Annotated in this window: 29 protein-coding genes, 1 tRNA gene and 1 pseudogene; 21 read left to right on the top strand and 10 right to left on the bottom strand. The window is 64.4% G+C overall.

The window, feature by feature from the left end; translation table 11 throughout:
• Positions 1 to 516 precede the first annotated feature (516 nt).
• The 5 genes and pseudogenes from RNZ50_02575 (at position 517) to RNZ50_02555 (ending at position 3,806) form a co-directional block, all read left to right on the top strand.
• Entirely contained in the window at positions 517 to 1,890 is a 1,374-nt protein-coding gene (locus RNZ50_02575; protein MDT8853932.1) for a ParB N-terminal domain-containing protein, read from the top strand.
• Positions 1,814 to 2,401, top strand: a pseudogene (locus tag RNZ50_02570) (DNA cytosine methyltransferase). Before RNZ50_02575 ends, RNZ50_02570 begins: the two are co-directional and overlap by 77 nt.
• 202 nt (positions 2,402 to 2,603) lie before the next feature.
• On the top strand, positions 2,604 to 3,086 hold the full coding sequence (locus tag RNZ50_02565; GenBank protein ID MDT8853931.1) for a hypothetical protein: 483 nt from the start codon (positions 2,604 to 2,606) through the stop codon (positions 3,084 to 3,086).
• Positions 3,083 to 3,391 carry a hypothetical protein gene (locus RNZ50_02560; protein ID MDT8853930.1) on the top strand — a complete coding sequence of 103 codons (309 nt, stop codon included), beginning with the start codon at positions 3,083 to 3,085 and terminating at the stop codon, positions 3,389 to 3,391. The genes RNZ50_02565 and RNZ50_02560 overlap by 4 nt, the downstream gene beginning before the upstream one ends.
• The gene (locus tag RNZ50_02555) at positions 3,366 to 3,806 is read left to right on the top strand and encodes a hypothetical protein (protein ID MDT8853929.1); all 441 of its coding nucleotides are present in this window, start codon (positions 3,366 to 3,368) and stop codon (positions 3,804 to 3,806) included. Before RNZ50_02560 ends, RNZ50_02555 begins: the two co-directional genes overlap by 26 nt.
• 83 nt (positions 3,807 to 3,889) lie before the next feature.
• Here RNZ50_02555 and RNZ50_02550 read toward each other — a convergent pair whose 3' ends face one another.
• The 6 genes from RNZ50_02550 to RNZ50_02525 all read right to left on the bottom strand — a co-directional run bounded on the left by RNZ50_02550 (position 3,890) and on the right by RNZ50_02525 (position 5,959).
• The gene (locus tag RNZ50_02550) at positions 3,890 to 4,399 is read right to left on the bottom strand and encodes a DUF3489 domain-containing protein (protein MDT8853928.1); all 510 of its coding nucleotides are present in this window, start codon (positions 4,397 to 4,399) and stop codon (positions 3,890 to 3,892) included.
• Positions 4,400 to 4,486: 87 nt separating this feature from the next.
• Complete coding sequence (locus RNZ50_02545) at positions 4,487 to 4,714, bottom strand: hypothetical protein (GenBank protein ID MDT8853927.1); 228 nt, start codon at positions 4,712 to 4,714, stop codon at positions 4,487 to 4,489.
• Between the two features lie 117 nt (positions 4,715 to 4,831).
• The gene (locus tag RNZ50_02540) at positions 4,832 to 5,194 is read right to left on the bottom strand and encodes a hypothetical protein (GenBank protein MDT8853926.1); all 363 of its coding nucleotides are present in this window, start codon (positions 5,192 to 5,194) and stop codon (positions 4,832 to 4,834) included.
• The gene (locus RNZ50_02535) at positions 5,191 to 5,496 is read right to left on the bottom strand and encodes a hypothetical protein (GenBank protein ID MDT8853925.1); all 306 of its coding nucleotides are present in this window, start codon (positions 5,494 to 5,496) and stop codon (positions 5,191 to 5,193) included. The genes RNZ50_02540 and RNZ50_02535 overlap by 4 nt, the downstream gene beginning before the upstream one ends.
• 13 nt (positions 5,497 to 5,509) lie before the next feature.
• Positions 5,510 to 5,725 (bottom strand): hypothetical protein, encoded by a 216-nt coding sequence (locus tag RNZ50_02530; protein ID MDT8853924.1) that lies wholly within the window; start codon positions 5,723 to 5,725, stop codon positions 5,510 to 5,512.
• 12 nt (positions 5,726 to 5,737) lie between these two features.
• Positions 5,738 to 5,959 carry a hypothetical protein gene (locus RNZ50_02525; GenBank protein ID MDT8853923.1) on the bottom strand — a complete coding sequence of 74 codons (222 nt, stop codon included), beginning with the start codon at positions 5,957 to 5,959 and terminating at the stop codon, positions 5,738 to 5,740.
• A gap of 113 nt (positions 5,960 to 6,072) precedes the next feature.
• Here RNZ50_02525 and RNZ50_02520 point away from each other — a divergent pair, with 113 nt between their 5' ends.
• From RNZ50_02520 to RNZ50_02475, 10 genes are all read left to right on the top strand, one after another.
• Positions 6,073 to 6,681, top strand: a complete 609-nt coding sequence (locus RNZ50_02520) for a hypothetical protein (protein ID MDT8853922.1) — start codon at positions 6,073 to 6,075, stop codon at positions 6,679 to 6,681.
• Complete coding sequence (locus RNZ50_02515) at positions 6,629 to 8,623, top strand: phage terminase large subunit family protein (GenBank protein MDT8853921.1); 1,995 nt, start codon at positions 6,629 to 6,631, stop codon at positions 8,621 to 8,623. Before RNZ50_02520 ends, RNZ50_02515 begins: the two co-directional genes overlap by 53 nt.
• Before the next feature lie 2 nt (positions 8,624 to 8,625).
• Positions 8,626 to 8,841 carry a hypothetical protein gene (locus tag RNZ50_02510; protein ID MDT8853920.1) on the top strand — a complete coding sequence of 72 codons (216 nt, stop codon included), beginning with the start codon at positions 8,626 to 8,628 and terminating at the stop codon, positions 8,839 to 8,841.
• A gap of 3 nt (positions 8,842 to 8,844) precedes the next feature.
• Positions 8,845 to 10,347 carry a phage portal protein gene (locus RNZ50_02505; GenBank protein ID MDT8853919.1) on the top strand — a complete coding sequence of 501 codons (1,503 nt, stop codon included), beginning with the start codon at positions 8,845 to 8,847 and terminating at the stop codon, positions 10,345 to 10,347.
• A 4-nt stretch (positions 10,348 to 10,351) separates the two neighbouring features.
• The gene (locus RNZ50_02500) at positions 10,352 to 11,494 is read left to right on the top strand and encodes a Clp protease ClpP (protein MDT8853918.1); all 1,143 of its coding nucleotides are present in this window, start codon (positions 10,352 to 10,354) and stop codon (positions 11,492 to 11,494) included.
• 4 nt (positions 11,495 to 11,498) lie between these two features.
• Positions 11,499 to 11,864, top strand: coding sequence for a head decoration protein (locus tag RNZ50_02495; GenBank protein MDT8853917.1), 366 nt, complete (start codon positions 11,499 to 11,501; stop codon positions 11,862 to 11,864).
• A gap of 22 nt (positions 11,865 to 11,886) precedes the next feature.
• Positions 11,887 to 12,900, top strand: coding sequence for a major capsid protein (locus RNZ50_02490; protein ID MDT8853916.1), 1,014 nt, complete (start codon positions 11,887 to 11,889; stop codon positions 12,898 to 12,900).
• Entirely contained in the window at positions 12,900 to 13,211 is a 312-nt protein-coding gene (locus RNZ50_02485; protein ID MDT8853915.1) for a hypothetical protein, read from the top strand. Before RNZ50_02490 ends, RNZ50_02485 begins: the two co-directional genes overlap by 1 nt.
• Positions 13,208 to 13,837, top strand: coding sequence for a DUF6441 family protein (locus tag RNZ50_02480; GenBank protein ID MDT8853914.1), 630 nt, complete (start codon positions 13,208 to 13,210; stop codon positions 13,835 to 13,837). The genes RNZ50_02485 and RNZ50_02480 overlap by 4 nt, the downstream gene beginning before the upstream one ends.
• Before the next feature lie 77 nt (positions 13,838 to 13,914).
• Positions 13,915 to 14,202, top strand: a complete 288-nt coding sequence (locus tag RNZ50_02475; GenBank protein ID MDT8853913.1) for an HU family DNA-binding protein — start codon at positions 13,915 to 13,917, stop codon at positions 14,200 to 14,202.
• A 99-nt stretch (positions 14,203 to 14,301) separates the two neighbouring features.
• Here the strand turns inward: RNZ50_02475 and RNZ50_02470 are convergent.
• Positions 14,302 to 14,377: transfer RNA gene (locus RNZ50_02470), tRNA-Ile, on the bottom strand.
• A gap of 49 nt (positions 14,378 to 14,426) precedes the next feature.
• On the opposite strand from RNZ50_02470, the gene RNZ50_02465 reads away from it, so the two are divergent.
• On the top strand, positions 14,427 to 14,846 hold the full coding sequence (locus tag RNZ50_02465) for an acyl-CoA transferase (GenBank protein MDT8853912.1): 420 nt from the start codon (positions 14,427 to 14,429) through the stop codon (positions 14,844 to 14,846).
• On the opposite strand, the gene RNZ50_02460 is transcribed toward RNZ50_02465, so the two are convergent.
• Positions 14,819 to 15,193 (bottom strand): polymer-forming cytoskeletal protein, encoded by a 375-nt coding sequence (locus tag RNZ50_02460; protein ID MDT8853911.1) that lies wholly within the window; start codon positions 15,191 to 15,193, stop codon positions 14,819 to 14,821. The genes RNZ50_02465 and RNZ50_02460 overlap by 28 nt on opposite strands.
• Before the next feature lie 137 nt (positions 15,194 to 15,330).
• On the opposite strand from RNZ50_02460, the gene RNZ50_02455 reads away from it, so the two are divergent.
• The 3 genes from RNZ50_02455 to RNZ50_02445 all read left to right on the top strand — a co-directional run bounded on the left by RNZ50_02455 (position 15,331) and on the right by RNZ50_02445 (position 17,278).
• Complete coding sequence (locus RNZ50_02455) at positions 15,331 to 16,602, top strand: phage tail tube protein (GenBank protein MDT8853910.1); 1,272 nt, start codon at positions 15,331 to 15,333, stop codon at positions 16,600 to 16,602.
• Positions 16,599 to 17,054 (top strand): hypothetical protein, encoded by a 456-nt coding sequence (locus RNZ50_02450; protein ID MDT8853909.1) that lies wholly within the window; start codon positions 16,599 to 16,601, stop codon positions 17,052 to 17,054. Before RNZ50_02455 ends, RNZ50_02450 begins: the two co-directional genes overlap by 4 nt.
• A 62-nt stretch (positions 17,055 to 17,116) precedes the next feature.
• A complete protein-coding gene (locus RNZ50_02445) occupies positions 17,117 to 17,278 on the top strand; it encodes a hypothetical protein (protein MDT8853908.1) in 162 nt (53 codons plus the stop codon).
• A 7-nt stretch (positions 17,279 to 17,285) separates the two neighbouring features.
• Here RNZ50_02445 and RNZ50_02440 read toward each other — a convergent pair whose 3' ends face one another.
• Together RNZ50_02440 and RNZ50_02435 are read right to left on the bottom strand one after the other, a co-directional pair.
• Positions 17,286 to 17,666: a type II toxin-antitoxin system VapC family toxin gene (locus RNZ50_02440; protein ID MDT8853907.1), complete on the bottom strand. Its 381-nt coding sequence runs from the start codon at positions 17,664 to 17,666 to the stop codon at positions 17,286 to 17,288.
• Positions 17,666 to 17,878 (bottom strand): AbrB/MazE/SpoVT family DNA-binding domain-containing protein, encoded by a 213-nt coding sequence (locus tag RNZ50_02435; GenBank protein MDT8853906.1) that lies wholly within the window; start codon positions 17,876 to 17,878, stop codon positions 17,666 to 17,668. Before RNZ50_02435 ends, RNZ50_02440 begins: the two co-directional genes overlap by 1 nt.
• Positions 17,879 to 17,948: 70 nt before the next feature.
• Between RNZ50_02435 and RNZ50_02430 the strand changes: the two genes are divergently transcribed.
• On the top strand, positions 17,949 to 20,426 hold the full coding sequence (locus RNZ50_02430; protein MDT8853905.1) for a phage tail tape measure C-terminal domain-containing protein: 2,478 nt from the start codon (positions 17,949 to 17,951) through the stop codon (positions 20,424 to 20,426).
• A gap of 16 nt (positions 20,427 to 20,442) precedes the next feature.
• Positions 20,443 to 21,036, top strand: coding sequence for a hypothetical protein (locus RNZ50_02425; protein MDT8853904.1), 594 nt, complete (start codon positions 20,443 to 20,445; stop codon positions 21,034 to 21,036).
• Positions 21,037 to 21,056: the final 20 nt, after the last annotated feature.

Genomic DNA, 21,056 nt, shown 5'->3' with positions numbered 1-21,056 from the left:
GGCAAGACAATCTCCGAGATTGAGGCTACAAGTTTCTCAGGGTCGGTGTCGTGCGTGAAACAAACCGTTGGTGATCGGATGCTGAAGTGGATTCCGTGGTGGACCCCAGAGTCCGAACCGGAATCCAGATCGGGGTCCAGACGGTTCGAAAGACGAGTGGCAGGCGGTTGACGGGGTGCGAGGGTGGCGACGGTTTTTCGGATCAACCGGTAACCGGACGGGACTGAGCCAAACCGCTAAGCCATTGTTTTCCGGTTCCTTTCCGGGGAAAAACGTATGCTGGGGGGCGCAGCGCGGCATATCGCTAGCGTCAGAGCGATTTTTTTGGGAGTCCACCCCTCGTGGAATCCACCCTGAAATCCTGAAATAGCGCAATAAAACAGACACTTGGCTGGTGGACTCCGGGGTGGATACCCTGGACTCCAGAGGCCAGCTTGAAGCCAGTGGAATCCACCATGGATTCCGCAGCCGGAGTCCAGTCCGGAAGCCAGCAAATCCTTCATCAGGAACGTCAGCATGACCCTCAGCTTCGCCCCGGAGCGCATCGAGCAATGGCCGCTCGCGCGTTTGCAGCCCTATGCCCGAAATGCCAAGACGCATGGCGCGGATCAGGTTGCAAAGATCGCCGCCAGCATGGCCGAGTTCGGCTGGACGGTGCCCTGCCTCGTGGCAGAAGACGGCGAATTGATCGCGGGGCATGGCCGGGTGCTGGCTGCCACGCAACTCGGGTTGACCGAAGCGCCGGTGATCGTGCTCGGCCATCTGACCGAAGCGCAGCGGCGGGCTTACCGGATCGCGGACAACAAGTTGACCGAACTCGGCACTTGGGACGAGGCGCTGTTGTCTGCCGAACTCAACGACCTGCTGGCCGAGGATTTCGACCTGTCGCTGGTCGGGTTTTCCGATGGCGAGCTGGACAAGCTGCTGGCCTACGTGCCCGAGGGCGAAGGCGAAGAAGGCGGCGGTGCCAATGTGCCGCCGGTCGTGATCCCGGAACCGCCGCGCAACCTGGCCTCGCGCACCGGCGATCTGTGGATCCTCGGCGACCATCGGCTTCTATGCGGTGACAGCACCAGCGCCACGGATGTGCGCCGCCTGATGAATGGCGAACGCGCGATCCTGTTTGCGACAGACCCGCCTTACCTCGTCGATTACGACGGCTCGAACCATCCGACGCGCAACAAGGACTGGTCGCAATCCTATGGTGTGACTTGGGACGACAGCAGCCAAGGTGCCGAACTTTACGATGGCTTCATCGCCGCTGCTGTTGCCGAGGCGATCACCGAGGATGCGGCCTGGTATTGCTGGCACGCCTCGCGTCGGCAGGCGATGCTGGAGGCCTGCTGGGAAAAGGTCGGGGCCTTCGTTCACCAGCAGATCATCTGGGTAAAGGACCGCGGTGTTCTCACCCGGTCGCATTACCTCTGGAAACATGAGCCCTGTTTCATGGGCTGGATCAGGGGCAATCGCCCGCCGAAGGTGGCCGAGGAAACCCTCGCATCCACTTGGGCTTTGCCCAGTTTCGCCAAGGTTGACCGGCCCGATCATCCCACGCCAAAGCCGCTGGACGCCTTTGGCATCCCGATGCGCCAGCATGTGGCGCGGGGTGGACTTTGCTACGAGCCGTTCTGCGGCTCCGGCTCGCAGATCATGGCGGGCGAAGCCAACGGGCGACGGGTCTTCGCGATGGAAATCAGCCCGGCCTACATCGATGTCGCCGTCGAACGCTGGCAGGCCGACACCGGCCGCGATGCGATCCTCGAGGGAGATGGCCGAACGTTTGGGCAGGTGCGGACCGAGCGGCTGGGCGATAATGCTGACACCCCCGCCGATGCACCCGACAAAGACGCCGATCCAGAACCCGCCCGCAAACCCAAATCCGCAGCGTGACATGCATGACCTGGCTCTACATCCCACCGGACGCGCTTCCGGAACCGAAGACGCATGCCTCTTCGGCCTGTCCCTCTGCTCCGGCGCAGGCGGGCTCGACCTCGGCCTCACCATCGCCATCCCCGGATATCGTGCTGTGGGCTATGTCGAACGGGAAACATACGCTGCAGCCACTCTCGTGGCGCGGATGGAAGATGCGTCCCTGGATCAAGCTGTTGTCTGGGACGACGTTGGAACTTTCGACGGCCGCCCGTGGCGCGGCGCGGTGGATATCCTCAGCGCAGGATATCCATGCCAGCCGTTTTCGGTTGCAGGCAAACGGCTCGGCACCGAAGACCCACGTCACCTCTGGCCGCATATCGCCCGCATCATCGGCGAGGTCGGGCCGTCCTTCGTCTTCCTCGAGAATGTCGCCCATCATCTCCGCCTCGGCTTCCCCGAAGTCGCCAGCGGACTGGTCGGCATGGGCTACAAGCTTGCGGCAGGACTCTTTACAGCGGCGGAAGTCGGTGCGCCCCACCGGCGCGAACGGCTTTTCATCCTCGCCATCCGCGAGGGGGACGAGTTGGCCGACCCCGCGCGCCTGCTCTGGAACCCGCTCGAGTGGCGGGAACCGGACGGAACTATTGCGGCTTTGGCCGACGCCCCGCGCCAGTGCGAACGAGAACCGTCAGACCAAGCCGACGCCATCGCAGGAAGCGGGGCAGCACGGCATGAATCTCGCGACGACGGCAGCGCTGTGGCCTACGCCGCAGACCGACAGCTTCAGGAGTCGGGGTGGCGACCGGAAATACGAAAAGGGTCTGGACGGCATGGCGCGGGACTGGCCGACGCCAATGGCGAACGACGGCTGCAAGCCGAGCGCGGGCAACCGGCGGACGGCCGATCTGACCCATGTCAGCCGTATGTGGATGACGCCGACGGCGCGCGATCACAAGGACGGGGCGACGACATTGGCGAACACGCCGGTCAACGGCCTGCTTGGCCGCCAAGTCCTGGTGATGCAGGTGGCTGGGAGCGATACCTCCGATGTGCGCCGGACCTTGAACCCGCTGTTCGTCGAGGCGCTGATGGGCTGGCCCACCGGGTGGACCGGCTCCGCCTCTGTGGAAACGGTGTGGTCCCCTTGGTTGCAGCGCATGCGCTCAGAACTCTGGCAGCTGAACTGCTGGCCGATGGATGAGGTGGCGGGATGAAGCAGTCGCGCCTCATGTCGCTCGTCGAGGCAGCGACGAATATCGTGGTTGGCTACGTGCTGGCCATTGCGACGCAAATCGTGGTGTTCCCATGGTTCGGCATCGCGACCGGCTTTGCAGAGCACCTGACCATTGGGCTCGCCTTCGTCGGCGTCTCGCTGGTGCGTGGCTATCTGCTACGGCGGCTGTTCGAGCGAGGACGAGACGCCCAAGCCGTGGTTGACCGGCTGAGGCGGTGGTGCTTTACGCCACCTCCTGAAGCATCAGGGCGCGGTGAAGATGAACAACCACGAAGACATCCGTGACAAGTTGATAAAGCTCGAGGCGCTCTTTGCGCGTGGGGCGACACCCGGAGAACGGGCAGCAGCCGGGGCAGCGCTTGGACGGATGCAAGCACGCTTGGATCTGGCCGGAAGCAAGACGACTGAGCCAGAAACCGAATTGCAGTATATCCTTCCGGATGTTTGGGCCGTGCGAGTGTTCGTGGCGTTGTGCCGCAAGCATGATGTGAAGCCTTATCGGTACCCTCGTCAGCGACGAACGACGGTCATGGTGCGGGCCCGCAAGAGTGTTTTCGAGGCGACAATCGCCGCCGAGTTTCAGAGCCTTCATCGGGAACTGACCCGCTATTTCGACGAGATGGTGAACCACCTTATCGCCGATGTCATGAAGTCGGACGGTGACGACGAAACACTGGAGCAGCGCCAGATCGGCCAATAATCAGACTGGCCTGAACGTGAAAGCCGCCGACCGGGTTCGGTCGACGGCGGCAATATGGGCAGTGTTGCGGCCTGTGGTCAGGCTCAAGAAATCTTGTAGCACCGACCCCGACCGTCGACTTTTTCTGAAGTGATGGTCAGGCCGAGCTTCTTCTTCAGGACCCCGGACATCGATCCACGCACAGTGTGAGGCTCCCAATTAGTGGCTGCCACGATCTCGCGGATGGTCGCGCCGCCGTCGGCGCGCAGCATCGCGATCAGCGCCTCCTGTTTCGTGCCCTTGCGCTGAGTCGGAAGTGTCAGGTCTTGTCGCGGGGCGGGCACATCATGGTCAGCGTCGCCAAGCCCGAGCGCCGAATGGGCCAATTGCGTGGCGCGCAGGGTCAGGGGGCCCGCGTCGTCATGCCGCCAGACCGTGTCGGGATCAGCGGCGGAGATTTCCTCGATCAACCCGCGCTTCAGAAGGCTTTTGCAGACATTTCCCACAGCGCCACCCTTGAGGCTGGAAGTGACGGGAAAGATCAGACCGGTTGCACGGGCGCAGGCGGTGGACAGGATGATGGATTGGGCATCTGACAACTGAATCTGGGTCATCGTCGTCTCCGTATTGGGGCGCGCGGGATGCGGGCCCTTCTACGAGGTCAAGCCCCGCAGGGCGGGGCTGGCGCGATGGCTGGTGCGTTACTCGGCGTGTTCGCCTTCCTTGAAGGCGCTGTCGGTGATCTGGCGCAGCAGGCCCGCATGATGATTGAGGGTGCCGACATGGCCCCAATTGACCTCGTCAGGGTGAGCGTCGAAATGGTCCGCGCTGAGGGTGGTCAGGCGTTCGAGCATCGCGTCGATCTCGACCTTCGCGGTGAGGAAGGCGTTCAAAGCTTTTGAATTGTCGGTGGCGCGGCGGGTGGTCATGGCTTGGTCTCCGGGGGTGAGTTGCATCGTTTTCCTGTGACAATCATCGCTCTGGTGGGCTGATTGTCGTAGGTAAATCTAAGCAATATCAGTGCTTTATGATCGTGCAACGCCGTGTCATCCGATCCTGTCGGGATCGATTAGTGCTGCCTGTTCGGTTTCATGGCGCTGCGCAGCATCTGGCGGGTCGCGGCGGACATTGACCATGGCCACGAACAGCGCGCGGGCGATGGCGGCCACTTCGTCGGCTCCAGCGCTGGAAAGCGTGACGTCATGGATCGCGATGGCCTCGCCCAGATCGGTGAGGGCAGACAGCGTCGCGAACTCCGCCTCGCCCGGGTCGCAGGTGATGGTGTCGCGATCCTCGGGCGTGACAGCAACGCTGCGACAGAACCGCAGATCGAAGCCGATGGCGCAGTTGCGCCGGATCAGGTCGGCGAGGATCTCGCCTTCAGGCAGGCAGTTCAGGGTAAAAGTCATAGCTGGGGCCTTTCGGGCATGGGGGTATCTGGGGTGATGTCGGCCCAAGCGCCGCCCTGCCAGATGTAGAGGTGGCAGAACTGACAGGTTGGGCGTGGCAGCATCTGCGGCGCGCGTGGCGGCACGAAACAGTCCAGTTCATCAGCGCGCACTTGCCTGATCTCACTGGCGGCGAGGATGTCTTTGGGCGTCCAGCGCGCGAGCGCGGGCAGCATGTGCGAGGGATACCCATCATAGTGGACGTAAATATGCGCCCATTCCTCGGGGCCGGTCTGGATGGCGATCTGTGCGCGCGTGCTCATTGTGTGGCCTGCCTCAGATCAATTGCAGGTCGACCAGCACGGCGCTGGCGGCGGCCAGCTGCGCGGTCGGCAGTTCGATCTTGAGGTGAGAGAACAGGTCCGAGCAATCGGCTTTGATTCCTGCCTCCTTCAGCGCCTCCTCGATGCTGGCGGCGACGCTGTTCAGGCGGCTGCGGTCCAGATGGTCTGGCAGCGTGGCGATGTCGATGCGGATGGTGGTGGTGGCCATGGTTCGATCCTTTCAGCGGGAGGTTGCGGCGGCCAGCATGGCCTTGGCACCGGCAATGCGTCCGGCCTCATAGGCATCTTCAAGGGCGGCGCGCATCGCCCAGACGGCGACATCATGGAAATCCAGCCGATCGCTGTTCCGGGTTTCCAGCGTTTCGACGAAGAAGTGTCTGGTGGCGATCTCGAGGATCAACGCTTCGGGTACGGCGGGTTTGGCTTTGGTCTCGATGGTCATGATCTGGTCTCCGATCAGGGGTGATTTCCTGTTCCGAGAATCGCTCCTTCGCAGAGTGTAATCAACTCATTTCCAAGCAATATCATTGCTTTATGAAGAATACAGGGTGCGAGATGCAGGGGATGAGCGAGCGCCAATATGCCGCCCATGTCGGCTTGTCGCGCGGTGCTATCCAGAAGGCCAAGGATACCGGGCGGCTGGTTCAGTACGTCGATGGGTCGATTGATGCGGCTGCGTCTGATGCGCGGCGCGCTGCGATGACGGACCCTGCCAAGCAACGTGGCGAGGCAAGAAATGCACCGTCACCGGCACCGGCACCCAAACTAAAGCCGGTGCCGGACACTGCGCTGTCGGCCGTGGGTGAGACGCTGCGCGAGGAAGGGTTGCCCGCCCCAGTCACTGGCGGCGGCACGACCTTTCTGCAGGCCAGGACCGCCAACGAGGTTCTGAAAGCGCAGGAGCGCAAGCTGAAGCTGGCCAAGCTGAAGGGCGAGTTGATCGACCGGGACCGCGCGGTGGGCCTGGTGTTCCGGCTGGCGCGAGAGGAACGCGACGCCTGGGTGACGTGGCCCGCGCGGGCGGCGGCGCTGATGGCGTCGGAACTGGGGGTGATGATCGCGGATCATGGAAGTCTGGAGCCCGTCATGATGCAGAAGGTTCTGGAAGCCCATGTCCGTGCCCAACTCGACAGCCTCGCCGAGGTCCGTATCGACCTTCGTTGAGACCGACACCTTCGACGGTTCCGATCAACTGCTGCGCAGCTGGGGCCGGGGCCTTAAGCCCGACGCCGATCTGACGGTGTCGGAGTGGGCCGATGCGCACCGGATGCTGGGATCGCGGGCCAGCGCTGAACCGGGGCGCTATCGTACAGCACGCACGCCCTACATGCGCGAAATCATGGACGCGCTGTCACCGAGTTCCGCTGTCCAGCGCATCGTATTCATGAAGGCAGCACAGGTCGGTGCTACCGAGGCCGGGAACAACTGGATCGGCTTTGCCATCCACCATGCGCCGGGCCCGATGCTCGCGGTGCAGCCGACCGTGGAACTGGCGAAACGCAACTCGCGCCAGCGGATCGATCCGCTGATCGAGGAAAGCGTGGCACTGCGCGAACTGGTCAAACCGGCGCGGTCGCGTGATGCGGGCAACACCATGCTGTCCAAGGAGTTCGCGGGCGGCATCCTGATCATGACCGGGGCGAACTCGGCCGTGGGGCTGCGCTCGACCCCGGCGCGCTACATTTTCCTCGATGAGGTCGACGCCTATCCGGCCTCGGCCGACGAGGAAGGCGACCCGATCAGTCTGGCCGAGGCGCGGTCGCTGACCTTCGCGCACCGGCGCAAGGTGTTTCTGGTCTCGACGCCGACGATCCGGGGGTTGAGCCGGATCGAGCGGGAATATGAGGCCAGCGATCAGCGCCGGTTCTTCGTGCCGTGCCCGCATTGCGGCCAGTTCCAGTGGCTGAAGTTCGAGCGGCTGCGCTGGGAGAAGGGGCGGCCCGAGGCTGCGGAATACCATTGCGAGGGCTGCGACCGGCCCATCCCGGAACACCACAAGACGGCGTTGCTGGAGGCAGGCGTTTGGCGGGCAACCGCCACCGCCGCCGATCCCGGCACCGTCGGTTATCACCTCTCGGCGCTTTATTCGCCGATCGGCTGGCTGAGCTGGGAGCGGATCGTGCGGGCATGGGAGGCGGCACAGGGCTCGGACGAGGCTATCCGGGCGTTCAAGAACACGATCCTTGGCGAGACATGGGTGGAATCTGGCGAAGCACCGGACTGGACCCGGCTTTATGATCGGCGCGAGGCGTGGAAGCCGGGGATCGTTCCGCAGGGCGGGCTGTTCCTGACCGCCGGGGCCGATGTGCAGAAGGACCGGATCGAGGTTGATGTCTGGGCCTGGGGTCGGGGTGGGACAAGTTGGTTGGTTGATCACATTGTCATCGACGGCGGCCCGGACCATCAGGGCGCATGGGCAGAGCTGACAAAGCTTCTGGACCGGACATGGAGCCATGAAAACGGTGCGCAGCTCCGGCTGGCCAAGCTCGCCGTCGATACCGGTTATGAAGCTCCAGCCGTTTATGCCTGGTCGCGGCGGCAGGGGGTGGCACAAGTCGCCCCGGTCAAGGGCGTCGAAGGATTCAACCGTTCCAGCCCGGTGTCGGGCCCAACCTATGTCGATGTAACGGACGCTGGCAAGCGGCTGCGCCGGGGCGCGCGGCTCTGGACGGTGGCGGTCTCCACCTTCAAGGCGGAGACCTACCGCCACCTCGGCCTGCCGCGCCCGACGCGGGAGGAGTTGGCAACGGGTGTGCAGCATCCGCCCGGCACCGTGCATTTGCCGGACTGGGTCGAAAGCGAATGGCTGAAGCAGCTGGTGGCCGAGGAATTGGTCACCGTCCGCACCAAGCGCGGCTTTGCCCGGCTTGAATGGCAAAAGCTGCGCGAGCGCAACGAGGCTCTGGACTGCCGGGTCTACGCTCGCGCGGCCGCCTGGATCGTCGGGGCTGATCGTTGGTCCGAGGCGCGTTGGGTGGATCTGGAGGCGCAGGTGGCAGGGGATGGCAAGAATGAAGGGAGTCAAGAAAAGGCCGCCGCCGGATCCATTCGAGCGGTGCGCAGCCCCGCACGGCGCAGAACAGTGGCTTCAAACTACATGAGGTAAACATGCCCACAATCACCGAACTCAAAATCCGCCGCGAGGCACTGGCGGCGCAGCGCTCCAGCGGCGTGGCGCGGGTCAGCTACGACGGCAAGACGGTCGATTACCGCAGCCTGGCCGAGATTGACCGCGCCATCGAGGTGCTGGACCGCGAGATTGCCACGGCCGAGGGGCGCAAGATCATCCGGCAGGTGCGTGTGATCACCACCAAGGGGCTGTGACGCATGGGCTGGCTTGATGCCTTTCGCCGCAGGGGAACCGGCGGCCCAAAAGAAGTGCGTGCCCGGCTGGAAGGGGCGATGTCGCAGCGGCGGCTGCGCGGCTGGCGACCGCCGATGGAGAACATCAACTCGCTGATCGCCTCGGGCGGGCCACGACTGCTGGCGCGGTCGCGCGAACTTGTCGTCACCAACGGCTATGCGGCGAATGCCTGTGAGGCTTTTGCGTCGAACCTGGTGGGCGACGGGATCAAGCCCTCGTCGCTGATCGAGGATCCGGCCTTGCGCGATCAGGTGCAGCGGTTGTGGCTCGCTTGGACCGATGAGGCGGATGCAGACGGGCTGACCGATTTCTACGGGCTGCAGGCGATGGTGGCGCGCGAGATGTTCGTCGCGGGCGAGTGCTTTGTGCGGTTGCGGCCGCGCCGAGCCGAGGACGGCTTGCTGGTGCCCTTGCAGCTGCAGCTGCTGCAGTCGGAGATGCTGCCCTTTGAGCGAACCGAAATTGCCGCAAATGGCAACCGCATCCGCTGCGGCATCGAATTCGACGCCATCGGGCGGCGTCAGGCCTATCATTTCCGCCGCCGCCATCCCGGCGACAGCACAGATCAGAGTGCCATGTTGCCCGAGACGGTCCGTGTTCCGGCCGAAGAGGTGCTGCACATCTACCGCCCCATTGACGCGGGCCAGATCCGGGGGTTGCCGCATATGGCACCGGCGATGGTGCGACTGTTTCTGCTCGACCAGTATGATGACGCCGAGCTTGACCGCAAAAAGACGGCGGCGATGTTCGCGGGCTTCATCACCAAGACAGCACCAGAAGAACAGCTGATGGGCGAAATCGAGGCCACCGATGCCAGTGGCGCGACCGTCAGTCTGGAACCCGGCACCCTGCAGGTGCTGCTTCCGGGTGAGGATGTAAAGTTCTCCAGCCCCGCTGATGTCGGTGGTGGCTACGAGGCGTTCCAATACCGCACCTTGCTGTCGGTCTCGGCCTCGCTCGGGCTGCCCTATCATCTGGTGACCGGCGATGTGCGCCAGGCCAACTATTCCAGCATCCGCGCCGAACTGGTCGAGTTCCGCCGCCGTGTCGAGCAATTGCAGCATGGTGTTGTTGCGTATCAGCTTTGCCGACCGATCTGGGCGCGCTGGTTGGAAACGGCAGTCCTGTCGGGCGCCTTGGATTTGCCCGATTTTGCAGGGTCACCCGCTCGCTATCGCCCCGTGCAATGGATCCCGCCGCGCTGGGACTGGGTCGATCCGCTAAAGGACATCCAGGCGCAGGTGCTGGCGATGGAGGCCGGGATTGTATCGCGCCGCAAGGTTGTCGAGGCCACGGGCTACGACGTCGAGGAAATCGACCGAGAAAACGCAACGGACGCCAAGCGCGCTGGGGCGATGGGTCTGCATTACCGCACCAGCCCCGGCGAGACGCAAGGAGCGCGCGCGACACCGCAAACCCTGCCTGACACCGGCGCGTCCGGGGCCGACACACAACAAGGAGCGTAAGCGCATGAACAGCTGGTATACAATCCGCGCCCAAGCCACGGGCGCGGAGGTGCTGATCTATGACGAGATCGGCGCCTACGGCATTTCGGCCAAGGGGTTTTTGGCAGAACTTAGCGCATTGCCGGACGCCACGCCGCTCACCCTGCGGCTGAACAGCCCGGGCGGCTCGGTCTTTGATGCGGTCGCGATCTACAACGCAATCAAGCGGCATTCCGGCCCGGTCACGGTCTGGATCGACGGCATCGCGGCCTCGGCGGCCTCCTACATCGCCATGGCGGGCGATGAGGTGGTGATGCCAGAAAATGCTTTTCTGATGATCCACGATCCTGCCGGCATGGTGATGGGCACTGCTGTCGACATGCGTGCGATGGCCAAGGCGCTGGACAAGGTGAAGGGCAGCCTGCTGCAGGGCTATGCCGCCAAGTCGGGCCGTCCACAGGAAGAAATTGCCCCGTTGATGTCGGCAGAAACCTGGCTTGATGCCAAGGATGCGCTGGATATCGGCTTTGCTGACCGCATTGCCGAGCCGGTGCGGATTGCCGCGCGGTTCGATGTGGCACGGTTCCGCAATGCGCCGCCCGCGCTCGCCGAGGTCGCGGCAGACGGGCGCGAGGCGGCTGCGGCCGATGCAGACGATGGCGAAATCACCGCAGGGATCGCAGGCGAGGCGTCTGACGAAGATCCCGCTGCCGGGGATGCGAACCCAAAAACTGCGCCCGCCAGTGACTTGGCCGCCGCTGGCTCTGATGCTGGCGAAATCCCGTCAACGGTTCCCGATCCTCCATCCGACCCGGGCGCGGAAACTCTCGGCGCTTCCAAGACTTTTGGCGCAGACACCGACCCGCCTCACGATGACGTCTGCACCGTTGCCGCGGCCTACGGTGCAGACTTTGCCGCCAGCATCCGCGCCGAAGTCCTGTCCCACGCCCGTGCCGTCGTCGATCTCTGTCGCCTTGCCGGACAGCCGCAAATGGCGGGTCGGTTCCTCGAACGCGACACCGGCATCGACGATGTCCGCGCAGCTCTGCTCGCCACCCGCGCCGAGGCGGTCCCCGACATTTCCGCCGCCCATCCACAACCGGGCCGCCCCTCTGGCGCACGTCCCTGGGGCGACGTCATCGCCAGCACCTTCCGTCTGAAAGGATAAGACCATGCCGATCCTCACTGAAACCCGCCACGCGGGCGGCTTCCTCGTCTGGGAAACGCTGCGCGACTATTGCCGCAGCACCGTCATCCTCGCCTCCGGCAACCTCGCGCCCGGCACCATTCTGGGCAAGATCACCGCTTCGGGCAAATACGCCGCTCACGATCCCGCCGCCGTGAACGGCACCCAGACGGCAGCGGCCATCCTCTGGGACAGTGTCGATGCCAGCGGCGGCGATACCAACGCCGTCGTGCTGATCCGCGGCCCCGCCATCGTCAACCAGCATGAGATCACCATCCCCGGCACGCCGACCGCACCCCAGATCGCCGCCGCGCATGCAGCCCTGCTGACGCTCGGCATCCTCGCTCGATAAACCCCAAATCAGGAGGCACCCCATGGCCACCATGGACATCTTCGAAGGCGATGCCTTCTCGATCATCGAACTCACCCGTGCACTGGAGAACATCCCCTACAAGCCTGCCACCCTGTCCGGATCCGGCATCTTCGGCGCGCGCGGTGTGCGGTCGCGCACCGTCGTGATCGAGAGCCGCGATGGCACCCTGTCGCTGATCCCGTTCTCGGAACGCGGTTCGGCCTATGACCAGCAGACCCCCGAGCGCCGCGATGTGCGGGCCTTCGTCTGCCGCCAGTTCAAGAAGCAGGACGTGATCTGGGCCTCGGAAATCCAGCAGGTGCGTGACTTTGGCTCCGAGTCCGCCACCCAGCAGGTGCAGGCCGAAGTCGCCCGCAAGCTGGGTCGCCTGCGCAACGACGCCGAGACCACCTTCGAGTATCACCTGTTCAACGGCATCCAGGGGCTGGTGAAAGACCCGCGCGATGGTGCCACGGTGGTGAACTACTTCACCGAGTTCGGCATCACCCCGGCGGCGGAAGTGGATTTCGATCTCGACAACGCCACCCCGGCCTCGGGCGCACTTCGCAAGCGTTGCCAGGCGCTGATCGAAAGCGTCGAGGACACGATGGGCGGGCTTGCCACCGGTGCGATTGCATTGCGCGCCGAATGCGGCTCGGCCTTCTTTGCCGATCTGGTGGCGCACAAGGAAGTGCGCGAGACCTACCTCAACACCGCCGCCGCCGCCGATCTGCGGTCGCGCATCGCAGACGAAGTCAGCTTTGGCGGCATCACCTTCCGCCGCTACCGGGGCGGCGCAGGCTTCGGCGTGGCTGTCGACAAGGCGGCCTTCTATCCCGAAGCCGTCGACGGGTTGTTCGAGATCTACCACGCCCCGGCCGACACCTTCGAGACGGTCAACACGCTGGGCCAGCCGCTTTACGCGCGGATGATCCCCGACCGGGACCGCGACGAATGGGTGCGCCTTGAGATTGAGTCGAACCCGCTGCCAATCTGCACCCGCCCGCAGGTGCTGCGCTCGGCGCGGCGGACGTGATGTCTGCCTTTGCCGCAGCCATCGAGATGCTCTTCGCCGATCCGAACATCGGCTCAGAGGCAATCTACATCTCCGACGGCGGCGCGCAGGTGCTGGTGCGCGTCGTCGCCCGGCGTGCCGATGACATCACCGAGTTTGGCGATGCTCGGCTCTGGTCGGAAACGACACGCGTCGACCTGCGCGTGGCCGAGGTGCCAAACCCGCGTCCCGGCGACCGAATTGAGATCGACGGTGATGCCTTCCTCATTCAGGGCGAGCCGGTCCGCGACCGCGAGCGGCTGGTCTGGACCGTTGATCTGAGGCCTGCGTGAAACTGAAGCTCGACATCTCCCCGGACATCGTCGCGATGATGGCGGCTGAGGTCGTGGCGGGCGAGAAGGCGGTCACCGCCGCCATGCGCGCGGCGGGCACCGGCCTGAAAACCGCCTGGCGCGCGCAGATCACCGGGGCCGGGCTTGGCACCCGGCTTGCCAACTCGATCCGCCTCGCCAGCTTTCCAAAATCGGGCGAAAGCCTGAACGCCGCCGCGCTGGTCTGGTCGAACGCGCCGGTGATCGTCGGCGCGCACGACACCGGCCCGCTGATCCGCTCGAAAAACGGCTTCTGGCTGGCAATCCCGACGCCAGCCGCAGGCAAATCCACCCGTGGCGGCCGGATCACCCCCGGCGAGTGGGAGCGGCGCACCGGCCTGCACTTGCGCTTCATCTATCGTCGCCGTGGTCCAAGCCTGCTGGTGGCGGAGGGGCGGCTCAACAGCCGTGGGCTTGGTGTTGCCTCACGATCAAAGACCGGACGTGGGGTCGCAACCGTGCCAATCTTTTTGCTGGTGCCACAGGTAAAGCTTGCGAAACGCCTTGATCTGGCGCGGGATGCGGAACGAGCTGTGGACCGCGTGCCGGGGTTGATTGTGGCTAATTGGGTGGAAACCCGGCTCTGATGAGCGTGTTATCCCCTTCTTTCCTCGAAAATAAAGCGCAAGAAAAAACTAGAAAACAAAGCAAAAAGGCCAACCACATGAACAAACCGATAACCAAGACGCAACTGGCGGCGATGATCGCGGAGGCGGTAAGCACTGACCGTAAGACCGCGGCGGCATTTCTTGATGCACTGGCGAACATCGTCACACAAGAGGTAGCACAGGGTGGCGCCGTAACCGTGCCTGGCATCGGCAAAGTAGCCTGTCGCGCACGCCCCGAGCGTCAAGTGCGCAATCCGGCGACCGGTGAAACCATGACCAAAGCTGCAGATCGGCAGGTCAAGGTGACCATCAGCAAAACACAGAAGGGCGCTATTAACGGCTGAGTTCGGTGGTTCTCACGCCGCTGCGGCGTCAATCAGAAAGGCTTCGGGGCGCTTGCCGGTCGAGGTCTTTTTTTATCGGCGCGCTCCACCGAGAGGCACTGGTAGGCCCGGAGGGGCTCGAACCCCCAACCAAGGCGTTATGAGCGCCCTGCTCTAACCATTGAGCTACAGGCCCAGTGCCGTGCAAAAACGCTATTCTTCATACGAGGTCAACCAAGATGCCGATGCCTGGTCGCGAGACCATCCTGACCGCTCTAGCGGATCTATTGCGCCTGATCCCCTTCGTCCCGGTTCTGCGCGGGGAAGTCCTGCCTGAACGCGTGCCAGCCGCAGGCCTGCTAATCTTGCGCGATGGCGACCCGGGCGATCCGGCGGTGACGCTGTCGCCACTTTTGTATCACTTCCAGCATCGTACGGAGCTGGAAGTCATCGTTCAATGCGCGGGCCGTGACGCTGCCTTTGCCACGCTGTGTGGGCAGATCGGCGCCGTGATCGTCACTGATCGCACCCTCGGCGGTCTCTGCGACTGGATCGAGGCGGAAGCGCCGCGCCCAGTTGATTTGGCAGTAGAGGGGGCGGCGACGCTGAAGGCCGCCGTGATTACAATTGTGCTGCACTATTCCACGGCCGATCCGCTCAGCTGACCGTGAGGTGTCGCGGGGCGAACCTTTTTCAGATCACCCTCCACCGTCGCGCCAGGCTGGACGGTCAATGTGCCATAGGAAACGGACCCTGAGACCCGACCACGCGCGGTGACCGTCAGCTCAGCTGCCGCAACACTGCCTAGAACCACGCCGTCGATCTTGATTGCGCGCGCCTTGAGATCGCCTTCGACATGCGCGGCGGCCTCAATCGCAATGTCATCGGCTACGACATTACCTATAATCTTTGCCTCGATCATTACCTGCCCGGTGCATCTCACATCACCAGTGATTTCGAGGTCTGCTGCGAGAAACGAGGTCTTGGCCGGTTGCGCCGTGGAAGATGTCATCGCAGTTTTGCCTTTCTAGCCCGGGCGAGTCGTCTGCGGGCGAATGTAAATAACAAGTGACGCAGCATCAGCGGGCCGCGCGTGATGCGCAAGACGTCAGTTTGACACCACACCACGATGATCAGAAAGGACAATACATGGCACGTGCACAAGGAGCGCGGGCGCAGATGGCGCTTGCGTTCGAGACTGTCTACGGCACCCCGCCGGGGTCTGGCTACACCCAGATGCCCTTCATTACTGGCTCACTGGCGGCAGAGCAGCCGCTGCTGTCGTCTGAGCTGCTGGGCTATGGCCGCGATCCGCGCCCGCCCATCCTCGATGCGATCACCACCGACGGCGATGTGGAGGTGCCGATTGACGCGGTGGGGTTCGGCTTCTGGCTGAAGGCAGCGTTCGGCGCAGCCACCACCGTGGCCACCGTGGCGGCAACTGGGGCGATCACCTTCTCGGCGCAGCCGCTGGCCAACAGCACGCTGACGATCAACGGCACGGTGTTCACCTTTGTGGCCTCGGGCGCTGTCGGCAACCAGATCAATATCGGTGCCAGCCTCGCGGCCACCATGACAGCGCTCGCCTCTGCCCTGAATGCCAGCGTGGTGACGGGCGTGGCGCTCGCGACCTATACCGGCACGGCCACCGCGCTGACCATCGTGCATGACGCCCTTGGCAGCACCGGAAACAGCTTCACGCTGGCCGCGTCCATTGCACCCGCCTCCAACGGCACGGTGTCGGGGTCGACCCTGACCGGCGGATTGAACGCCCACACCTTTCTGTCGGGCAGTTGGACCCTGCCCAGCATGTCAATCGAGGTCGGCTTGCCGGAAGTGCCGCGCTTTGCGATGTATTCGGGCTGTGTGCTGGATCAACTGTCGTGGGCTATGGAACGCTCCGGTCTGCTCGGTTGCAAAGCCACTCTGGTGGCGCAGGGCGAGACCATCGCTGCGGTAACCGGCGCAGGATCGCCTGCTGCGATTTCCTTGAAGCGCTTCGGCCATTTCAACGGCGCAATCAAGCGCGACGGGGTGGTCTTGGGCAATATCGTCTCGGCCGATATCACCTATGCCAACAATCTCGACCGGATCGAAACCATCCGCTCCGACGGCAAGATCGATGGCGTCGACCCGACCATCGCGGCGCTGACCGGCAAGGTCGAAGTGCGCTTTGCCGACACGACACTGCTGACGCAAGCCATCAATGGCACGGCGGCGGCATTTGAGTTCAGCTACCTGCTGGGCAGCGGGGAAAGCCTGACGCTCACCGCCCACGCGGTCTATCTGCCGCGCCCGCGCATCGAGATCAAAGGCCCGAAAGGCGTGCAAGCGTCGTTCGATTGGCAAGCCGCACTGGCCACCAGCCCGGCGCGGATGTGCACGGTGGTGCTGGTCAACTCTCTGGCAGGTTACCCATGATCCGGATCCAACTTTCCCCTGAACCGCAATGGCAAGACCTCGGCCACGGCGTGCGGCTGCAGCTGATGCCGCTGACCACCGCGCTGATGGTGGCGACGCGCTCCGATCCTGCGGTGCAGGCGCTGGAGGCCGATGCCAGCAACGACAGCCGGGCGGCGGTGTTCGCCGCTGCCCTCGCCCGCCGCGCCGTCGTGGATTGGGATGGCGTGGGTGACGAGAACGGTACGGCTATCGCCGTCAGCCCCGAAGGCATCGACGCGCTCCTGTCGCTCTGGCCGATCTTCGAGGCATTCAACTTGCACTACGTCAGCCCGGGCATGCTGCTGGATGCGGAAAAAAACGCCTCTGCGCCCTCGCCGACTGGCACTTCGGTGGGGGCGACAGCTACTGCCAGGCCTGTCACGCCTGCGAGGCGAGCGAAGGGGCGTGCCCGGACTGCCCCGCCCGACTGAACCAGCCGCTGAGCCATGACGGCTGGCAGGTCTGGGATCTGGTCGGCCGCCTTGGTGGCCAGTTGCGGGCAATCCCCGGTGCCGTGCTGGGCTGGGACATGACGGCGGCCTTGGCCCTCGCCCAAGCGCTGGGGCTGAACCCGATGGTGGTGGCGGAACTGCTGCCGCATCTGGAGGCGGTGATGGTGCGCAGGCTGAACGAACAGATCGCCTCGTCCGGGTGATCTGCGATCAGGTGCTGACCTTCCCGATCAGGATCACACCCGGCAGCCCGTCGAAATGCGCGTCGCAGGTCAGAAGTGTCGCATCGCGCAGGCGGGCGGTCGCGAAGATGATGGCATCGGCGGTGGCAAGCCGGTGCGTGCGGCATGCCTCGGCCGCCGCAAGGGCAATCTCGGTGTCGAGAGGGATGACCTGACAGACCTGTGTAAAGGCGGTCACCTGATCGGCCTTGTCCTCGCCCACCTCGCGGGTAAGCCATTTAGCAAGCTCAAGCTGCACCATTGTCGGTACCAGCCAGTCAGATTGTTGCGGCAGCTGTCCGGTCAGCTTGTCACCAGTGGGCGAGCCGATCAGCCATTCGATCCATGCCGATGTATCGACCAGCACCATCAGAAGCGATCCGCGCGGTCACGGTAATCGGTCGCTGATGCGCCTTTCGCAAGGCCCTTCAGCGCCTCCCGCTGCGGGACCGGAACAAGCAAAACGCCCGTTCCTTTGGGAATGAAGGCAAACGTCAGCCCGGCCTTCCAATGCTGGGCCGAGCGGATCGCCTTGGGGATCGAGATCTGGAACTTCGTGGACAGCGTTGCGGTTTCGGACATGATCATACCACCTCTGGATCGATACGAGAAACGTAAGACAGTCAAACCTGAAATTCAAGGCTTCTGATCCATGACCGAGAAACGAGTGAGCGTGCGGCTGTCGGCCGTGGGCGGCAAACAGGTGCGCGCCGAGTTGGAAGGCGTCGGCGATGCCGGTGCCCGCGGCTTCGGCCGCCTGTCATCGGAGATGGAAAGGGCCAACGCAAGGCTGGCTGCGTTTTCCACCCGGGTGAAGATTGCGGCGGCGGTGGCCATTGCGGCTGCGGCGGCCGCTGGCATCGCGATGGTCCGCTCGGGGCTGGAAACCATCGATGCGCAGGCCAATCTGGCGCAATCGCTCGGCACCACCACCCGCAGCATTCAGGTGCTGACCTTTGCGGGCGATCTGGCCGGGGTGTCGATCGAGGAAATCACAGCCGCCACCAAGAAGCTGACCCTGAACCTCTCCAATGCGGCGGGCGGCACCGGCACGGCGGTGACAGCTTTGCAGCGGCTGCACCTGACCGCCGCCGATCTGCAGGCTCTGCCGCTCGATGAGCGCATCGTTGCCATTCAAGATGCGCTGACCAAGTTTGTCTCGCCTGCCGAGCGGGCTGCCGTGGCCTCTGATCTGTTCGGGGCCAAGGCCGCACTCGCCTTCAGCCGGATCGACTCTGCGACGCTGCGCCAGGCATCCCAGGACGTGACCGACTTCGGTGTCGCGGTGTCAGATCAGGATGCCGATCAAATCCGCACTGCGGGCGATGCCATCGACCGGCTCGGCCTGGTCTGGCTTGGCCTTGCCAACCAGCTGACCGTCGCGGTCGCTCCGGCGCTGGAGACTGTGGCCAATGTGCTGGCCGCTGCCACGCGGGCAGGCGGGGCGTTCCAGACCACCATCAGCTTTCTGGGCGAAAATATCGGGCGGATTTCCAGCATCACGTTGGTATTCGCCGCATTCTTTGCCGGGCGCTGGGTGGTCGCGCTGGCGGCAGCGGCGCTCTCGGTGCGCGGCCTCGCCACCGCATTGGTGATCCTGCGCGGCGCGCTGATCCGCACCGGCATTGGTGCACTGATCGTCGGCGCGGGCGAGTTGGTCTATCAGTTCTCCAAACTGGTCTCAGCCGTGGGTGGATTTGGCGCGGCCCTCGGGCTGCTGAAAGATCTTGCAAGCGAGGTCTGGGATCGGATCGGCCTTGGCATCGATGCGGTGGTTGCCAGCCTGAGTGCCAGCTGGTCGGGGATCACCGCCACCGTTGCCGAGGCGATGCAAGGCGCGCTGGTGGCGGTTGTCGGCTTCGGTAACTCCACAGCGGGGGTGTTTCAGGGGGCGTTTGATGCCGTCAAGGCGATCTGGTCCGCGCTGCCCTCGGCGATTGGCGACTTCGCGTTTCAGGCGGCGAACGGGCTGATCTCTGGCGTCGAGGCGATGCTGAACGGCGTCGTCACTCGGATCAACACCTTCATCGGCGGCTTGAACGCGGCACTGGCGATGCTGCCCGATTGGGCCACCGGCGGGGATGGCATTCAGATCGGCACCGTGGTTCCGGTCACTTTGGGCCGTGTCGACAATCCGTTCGAGGGTGCGGCAACCGCCGCCGGGGCCGCCGCCGCCGATGCGTTCAAGGCGGCGATGGGCGAGACCTACCTTGAGGTGCCAGACCTTGGGCTTGGCACCATGGCCGATGACGCGCGCGACCGTGCTGCCGCCTATACCGAAGCCTCGGGCATGCTGACCGAGGCGGCCACCCGACCGCTGGCCGCCTGGCAGGCTTTGAAAGACGCCATTCTCGGCTCCGGCAATGAGGGTGAGGACGCGCTGGCCGCCGCTGCCGCTGCTGCCGCTGATTTGGAGGTCGGCCTTGAGGATGCTGGCAAATCCGCAGGTGGCGCTGGTCCTGCGATCAAGAAGGCGGCAGAGGAGGCTGCGGCGGGCTGGGATGCGGTCACTGCCTCCCTGGCCGATTATGCCAAGGGCGCGATGGATTGGGGCAAGGGCCTGGGCGAAACCCTGACCTCGGCCTTCCAGTCGGCCGAGAGTGCGTTCCGGGAGTTCGTGACCACCGGCAAGTTCGACTTCAAAGCGCTGATCTCGTCAATCCTCGCTGATCTCGCAACACTGACCTTCAAGAACGCTGTGCTGGGCCCGCTGGCCGATTGGCTCTCTGCGGGGATCTCCGCTGCGGTCGGCGGGGTCTCCGCGTCGGTCAACCATGCAGGCGGCATGGTCGGGGCACCGGGCCCGAGCCGAATGGTGCCCGCACTGGCCTTCGCGGGGGCACCACGGATGCATGCGGGCGGCTGGGCAGGTCTTCGGCCTGACGAGGTGCCTTCGATCTTGCAGCGCGGCGAACGGGTGCTGTCGCGGGCCGAGGTCGCACGCGGTGTCGCACGCGGTGGCGGCGCGGGTGGCGGATCGGGCGGTGTCACGATCAGCATCGATGCGCGCGGGGCGCAGGCCGGTGTCGCCGAGCAGATCGCGGCCTCGATGCGCGCGGCCATTCCCGAGATTGCCCGGATCGCCAAGGCCAGCGTGGCGGACGGCAGGCGTCGCGGCCATGCGTTTTGACCGGAGGGACTGATCGATGATTCCAGAACTTCCCCTCACCTTCGTGCAATCGCTCGAGCGCCGCCTGATGACCAGCACAGCGGTGGCCACATCACCCTTTACCGGCACCGAACAGGTGCAGGACTGGGGCGGGGAATGGTGGGACTACGCAATCGAGATTGCGCGCACCAATGGACGCAACGCCCGCATCCTCTCGGCATTCTTCGCAGCACTCGGCGGGCTGCGCGGCCGGTTCCTGTTCCGCGACCCGACGATCAAACAGCCTGGGAGTGTTCTCGCGCCCAATGTCACGGGCGGGGCACAAGTTGGCGGGACGCTGGTCACCGGCGGCTGGCCGCTCTCAAGCACCCCGCTGTTTGCCGGGGACTTCTTCTCGCTCGGCACCGATACCGCCACGCGGCTGTATCAGCTCACCGCGGATGTGGTGACCAGCGGTGCAGGTGCGGCGACGCTCGCCTTCGTGCCACGGCTGCGAACATCGCCCACCGGTGGTGACACGCTGCAAATCGCTGCCCCGGGCGTGTTGCTGCGCCTGACCGCCCCGGTGCCATCGCGCATCGGGCGGGCCGATACCTTCCTGTTCACCCTCGCCGCCAGGGAAGCACTATGAGCCACGCTTCAATCATGCAC

It is taken from the genome of Paracoccaceae bacterium Fryx2 (genome assembly GCA_032334235.1).
Classification (GTDB): Bacteria; Pseudomonadota; Alphaproteobacteria; order Rhodobacterales; family Rhodobacteraceae; genus JAVSGI01.
Note: the sequence above shows the minus strand (reverse complement) of the source record. Positions and strands in the feature narration are given on the sequence as shown.

Bases quoted from the DNA above. Each gene is read 5' to 3' on its own strand.
- RNZ50_02575 (MDT8853932.1), top strand. From the start codon at position 517: ATGACCCTCAGCTTCGCCCCGGAGCGCATCGAGCAATGGCCGCTCGCG.
- RNZ50_02565 (MDT8853931.1), top strand. From the start codon at position 2,604: ATGAATCTCGCGACGACGGCAGCGCTGTGGCCTACGCCGCAGACCGAC.
- RNZ50_02560 (MDT8853930.1), top strand. From the start codon at position 3,083: ATGAAGCAGTCGCGCCTCATGTCGCTCGTCGAGGCAGCGACGAATATC.
- RNZ50_02555 (MDT8853929.1), top strand. From the start codon at position 3,366: ATGAACAACCACGAAGACATCCGTGACAAGTTGATAAAGCTCGAGGCG.
- RNZ50_02550 (MDT8853928.1), bottom strand. From the start codon at position 4,399: ATGACCCAGATTCAGTTGTCAGATGCCCAATCCATCATCCTGTCCACC.
- RNZ50_02545 (MDT8853927.1), bottom strand. From the start codon at position 4,714: ATGACCACCCGCCGCGCCACCGACAATTCAAAAGCTTTGAACGCCTTC.
- RNZ50_02540 (MDT8853926.1), bottom strand. From the start codon at position 5,194: ATGACTTTTACCCTGAACTGCCTGCCTGAAGGCGAGATCCTCGCCGAC.
- RNZ50_02535 (MDT8853925.1), bottom strand. From the start codon at position 5,496: ATGAGCACGCGCGCACAGATCGCCATCCAGACCGGCCCCGAGGAATGG.
- RNZ50_02530 (MDT8853924.1), bottom strand. From the start codon at position 5,725: ATGGCCACCACCACCATCCGCATCGACATCGCCACGCTGCCAGACCAT.
- RNZ50_02525 (MDT8853923.1), bottom strand. From the start codon at position 5,959: ATGACCATCGAGACCAAAGCCAAACCCGCCGTACCCGAAGCGTTGATC.
- RNZ50_02520 (MDT8853922.1), top strand. From the start codon at position 6,073: ATGCAGGGGATGAGCGAGCGCCAATATGCCGCCCATGTCGGCTTGTCG.
- RNZ50_02515 (MDT8853921.1), top strand. From the start codon at position 6,629: ATGTCCGTGCCCAACTCGACAGCCTCGCCGAGGTCCGTATCGACCTTC.
- RNZ50_02510 (MDT8853920.1), top strand. From the start codon at position 8,626: ATGCCCACAATCACCGAACTCAAAATCCGCCGCGAGGCACTGGCGGCG.
- RNZ50_02505 (MDT8853919.1), top strand. From the start codon at position 8,845: ATGGGCTGGCTTGATGCCTTTCGCCGCAGGGGAACCGGCGGCCCAAAA.
- RNZ50_02500 (MDT8853918.1), top strand. From the start codon at position 10,352: ATGAACAGCTGGTATACAATCCGCGCCCAAGCCACGGGCGCGGAGGTG.
- RNZ50_02495 (MDT8853917.1), top strand. From the start codon at position 11,499: ATGCCGATCCTCACTGAAACCCGCCACGCGGGCGGCTTCCTCGTCTGG.
- RNZ50_02490 (MDT8853916.1), top strand. From the start codon at position 11,887: ATGGCCACCATGGACATCTTCGAAGGCGATGCCTTCTCGATCATCGAA.
- RNZ50_02485 (MDT8853915.1), top strand. From the start codon at position 12,900: ATGTCTGCCTTTGCCGCAGCCATCGAGATGCTCTTCGCCGATCCGAAC.
- RNZ50_02475 (MDT8853913.1), top strand. From the start codon at position 13,915: ATGAACAAACCGATAACCAAGACGCAACTGGCGGCGATGATCGCGGAG.
- RNZ50_02465 (MDT8853912.1), top strand. From the start codon at position 14,427: ATGCCTGGTCGCGAGACCATCCTGACCGCTCTAGCGGATCTATTGCGC.
- RNZ50_02460 (MDT8853911.1), bottom strand. From the start codon at position 15,193: ATGACATCTTCCACGGCGCAACCGGCCAAGACCTCGTTTCTCGCAGCA.
- RNZ50_02455 (MDT8853910.1), top strand. From the start codon at position 15,331: ATGGCACGTGCACAAGGAGCGCGGGCGCAGATGGCGCTTGCGTTCGAG.
- RNZ50_02450 (MDT8853909.1), top strand. From the start codon at position 16,599: ATGATCCGGATCCAACTTTCCCCTGAACCGCAATGGCAAGACCTCGGC.
- RNZ50_02440 (MDT8853907.1), bottom strand. From the start codon at position 17,666: ATGGTGCTGGTCGATACATCGGCATGGATCGAATGGCTGATCGGCTCG.
- RNZ50_02435 (MDT8853906.1), bottom strand. From the start codon at position 17,878: ATGTCCGAAACCGCAACGCTGTCCACGAAGTTCCAGATCTCGATCCCC.
- RNZ50_02430 (MDT8853905.1), top strand. From the start codon at position 17,949: ATGACCGAGAAACGAGTGAGCGTGCGGCTGTCGGCCGTGGGCGGCAAA.
- RNZ50_02425 (MDT8853904.1), top strand. From the start codon at position 20,443: ATGATTCCAGAACTTCCCCTCACCTTCGTGCAATCGCTCGAGCGCCGC.